The sequence below is a fragment of the Mesorhizobium sp. M7A.F.Ca.CA.002.09.1.1 genome, assembly GCF_003998555.1.
GTDB classification, from domain to species: domain Bacteria; phylum Pseudomonadota; class Alphaproteobacteria; order Rhizobiales; family Rhizobiaceae; genus Mesorhizobium; species Mesorhizobium ciceri.
In genome coordinates this window covers 1-1,190 of record NZ_RZRR01001257.1, presented here as the reverse complement: position 1 = coordinate 1,190, position 1,190 = coordinate 1, and the positions used below count along the sequence as shown (strand labels likewise).

Genomic DNA, 1,190 nt, shown 5'->3' with positions numbered 1-1,190 from the left:
GCACCATCGTCTCGCTGGAGAGCAACTGCCGCAGCCTGACGCTGATCAAGGCGCCGCCGACCGCGCCGATGCCGAAGGCGCCGAGCATGATGCCATAGGTAAGCGCATCGCCCTTGACGACGTCGCGCGCCACCAGAGGCAGCAACGCAAGCACAGCGCCTGCACTGAAGCCGAACGCAGCACCCCTGACCAGCACCTTGCCGATATTGGGCGACATGGCGACATAGCGCAGGCCGGCGCCCATGGCGGCCCCCAGCGACTCGCGCGGCAAGGTCGATACCGGCACGTTCGGCTTCCAGCGCGCCAGCACGACGATCAGGCCGATATAGCTCACCGCGTTCGCCGCGAAGGCGGCTGCCGCACCGGCGGCGGCGACGATGATGCCGCCGATCGCCGGACCGACGCTGCGCGTCAGGTTAAAGCCCATCGAATTGAGGGCGACGGCCGCCGGCACCTTGTTGCGGGGAACGATATCGCCGACGGAGGCTTGCCATGATGGGCTGTTGAGCGCGGTGCCGCTGTCGATCAGGAAGGTGAAGGCAAGCAGCGTCCATGGCGTGATCAGGCCCGAATAGGTGAACAGGGTCAGAAGCACCGACACCACCAGCATGAAGGTCTGGGCGACCAGCATCACCTTGCGCCGGTCGAAACTGTCGGCGATGGCGCCGGCGACCAACGCAAACAGCATGATCGGCAAGGTGGTCGAAGCCTGGACAAGGGCCACCTGATAGGGCGAGGTGGCGATCGTGGTCATCATCCAGGCGGCGCCGACACCCTGGATCAGGCCACCGAAATTCGAGACGAGACTTGCGCCCCACACGGCGCGGAAAATGCCGTGCCGGAAGGGCGCCAGCGCCGAGACGCTCTCGCTGTCCGGCTTTTCGTCAATCATTTGGGATTCCTGCCATGTCGTGCCTGCCCGTCAGACAATCCGTTTGCGCAGACCGTTTGCCGAAAGTAGGGCATGGCGCCGCAAAGGGCAAAAAAGCTCATGGTCCAACAATGGGATAGAGGCGGTCCAGGCCTTGTCTGCCGTGCGTGCGGAGGCGCCAAGGGGATCGGCGGCGTCTGTCTTCGGACAATTACGAACGGCATGCCGCGGCACGCCTTCCCAAAACAGGTTAGAACCCGTTCTGGATGCGCTCGAAGATGACGTTGGTGAAGGCCGATATCTGGCTGCCGATGAAGGG

General features: G+C 64.2%; 1 protein-coding gene. It reads right to left on the bottom strand.

The window, feature by feature from the left end; translation table 11 throughout:
- Nucleotides 1–892, bottom strand: an 892-nt coding sequence (locus EN994_RS32315; RefSeq protein WP_127308195.1) for an MFS transporter, incomplete at its 3' end; no start/stop codon positions are given.
- Nucleotides 893–1,190: the final 298 nt, after the last annotated feature.